Here is a 2,420-nt window from a genome sequence, read left to right as displayed (position 1 = left end):
CGCCGTTGCGGCGTGAGGTGGAGGCCTACGACGGTCGGGTCAAGCGTCGGCTGTTGGTGCGTCCCGGTGTGACCGGCCTGTGGCAGGTGTCGGGTCGGTCGGATCTGTCGTGGGACGAGTCGGTGCGACTGGATCTGTCGTACGTAGAGAACTGGTCGATGATCTCGGATGTGCTGATCATCGGCAAGACCGTCAAGGCGGTCCTGGCCAGCGACGGCGCCTACTAATCGAGAAGAAAACATAACTTGCTAGGCCCAAAGAACCCGCTAGGAAGAGATCAAATGACTTGCCGCATCGTAGTATTCGGAACCGGCTACCTCGGAGCAACCCACGCCGCGTGCATGGCCGAACTCGGGCATGAGGTGCTCGGAGTAGACGTCGACCCCGCAAAATTAGCGAAACTCGAAGCCGGGGAAGTGCCGTTCTACGAACCTGGGCTTGAGGATGTTCTCCGCCGAAATGTCGACGCTGGCCGTCTTCGCTTCAGTGCTTCCTACCAGGAGGCTGCAGAATTCGGTGATGTCTATTTTATCGGCGTAGGTACTCCCCAAAAGAAGGGTGAATTCGCCGCAGACCTTAAATATGTGGACGCAGTAATTGACACACTGGTTCCCCTTCTTACTAGAGACGCTGTAATACTTGGTAAGTCGACCGTGCCGGTAGGAACCGCCGCTCGCCTGGGTGAACGCGCCCGGAAACTCGCCCCTGCGGGTGTGAACGTTGAGGTCGCCTGGAATCCCGAATTTCTTCGTGAGGGATACGCAGTTCAGGACACGTTGGAGCCAGACCGTCTAGTGTTGGGGGTGGACGTCCAACGGGGCGGGCGAGCAGAGGAAGTCTCTCGCGAAATATACGCAAATTTGCTCGAACGCCGAGTGCCATTCTTGGTTACAGATTTAGCAACGTCAGAACTCGTAAAAACTGCGGCCAATGCCTTTCTTGCCACAAAGATTTCGTTCATCAACGCGATGGCAGAAGTGTGCGAAGCTTCGTCTGCTGACGTCACGGTACTCGCTGATGCCATTGGATATGACGCCAGGATAGGCCGCCGCTTTCTCAATGCTGGCATTGGGTTCGGGGGTGGATGTCTGCCAAAGGATATTAGAGCGTTTATGGCACGGGCGGGAGAGCTTGGCGCCGATCAAGCACTCACTTTCTTGCGTGAGGTCGACAACATAAATATGCGCAGGCGTACGCGCATGGTTGAGCTGGCGCGAGACGCAGTTGGTGGGTCGCTTCTGGGCGCAAGAATTGCCGTCCTCGGTGCAGCATTCAAACCCGACTCAGATGACGTTCGTGATTCTCCTGCGCTGAACATTGCAGGACAGATTCAGCTGCAAGGTGCCTCAGTGAATGTTTACGACCCAAAGGCGATCGATAATTCGCGGGCGTTGTTCCCCACGCTGTCCTATGCTCCCGACATCCTAGAAGCATGTCAGGGCGCCGATGCTGTAATGGTTTTAACCGAGTGGCCTGAGTTCAGAGACCTTCGACCCTCAGTCATCCAGGAAATTGTTCGCAGCAAGGTAGTGCTTGACGGAAGAAACTGTCTTGATCCCAACTCCTGGCGAGATGAGGGCTGGACGTACTACGGAATTGGTCGGCCTTAGACATAAGGTGCGCCTAGCCACAAAATCGGTACCATGACGCGCAGTATTACTTATTGGAGGAACGGATGAGCGGCGTAATCGTCCACGAATGGATTGAAGAAACAGGCGGCGCAGAGAAAGTCGTCGAGTCCTTCGCGGAAATTTTTCCCGATGCGCCACTGTTATGTCTTTGGAACGATGCGCCCCGACGCTTCTCCAACTCGGTAGTTCGCGAAAGCGCTATCGCGAGAACGCCGATTCGGAAGAGTAAGGTTGCTGCTCTGCCAATAATGCCTCTCCAATGGCGGCGATGGAAGGCGGATGATGCAACTTGGGCGCTGGTCAGCTCGCACCTCTTTGCACACCATGTGCGGTTCCGAGATGCGCCCGATATAGAAAGATATATTTATGTTCACACGCCGGCACGATATATTTGGTCGCCGGATCTTGATCCACGAGGCTCCTCCGCAATTGCTCGGACCGTGGCGCCAATGTTTCGGAAGCTCGACGCCCGACGCGCGAAGGAAGGCGGATGCTACGCGGCCAACAGCGACTTTGTCGCGGAGCGAGTGCGGCGGTACTGGGGTATAGAGGCGAAAACTATATATCCGCCAGTCGCCGTAAGTGCGATCCAGTCGAGGCCACGATGGGTAGAATATCTGGACCGACAGGAACTAGACATGTACGAGCGCCTACCACAAGATTTCCTTCTCGCGGCTTCCAGACTTGTACCTTACAAAAGAATCGATGAGGCCATTAGAGCAGCAGCGCTCACCGACTTGCCTTTAGTGGCTCTTCGCAGTTAGCAGTGGTACTGGTGCCGGCTGGGTG

Annotated in this window: 2 protein-coding genes; both read left to right on the top strand. The window is 55.8% G+C overall.

All coding sequences use genetic code 11. From position 1 onward, the window contains the following. Positions 1 to 227: sugar transferase (locus QR64_RS09955; protein WP_161793623.1), on the top strand; the 227-nt coding region annotated here is incomplete at its 5' end. A 54-nt stretch (positions 228 to 281) separates the two neighbouring features. Continuing rightward, positions 282 to 1,610 carry a UDP-glucose dehydrogenase family protein gene (locus QR64_RS25795; protein ID WP_072740491.1) on the top strand — a complete coding sequence of 443 codons (1,329 nt, stop codon included), beginning with the start codon at positions 282 to 284 and terminating at the stop codon, positions 1,608 to 1,610. Positions 1,611 to 2,420 lie beyond the last annotated feature (810 nt).

It is taken from the genome of Rhodococcus sp. Chr-9 (assembly GCF_000801125.1).
GTDB classification, from domain to species: domain Bacteria; phylum Actinomycetota; class Actinomycetes; order Mycobacteriales; family Mycobacteriaceae; genus Rhodococcus; species Rhodococcus pyridinivorans.
The sequence above is the reverse complement of the archived record's forward strand: the minus strand, read 5'-3'. Positions and strand labels throughout refer to the sequence as shown.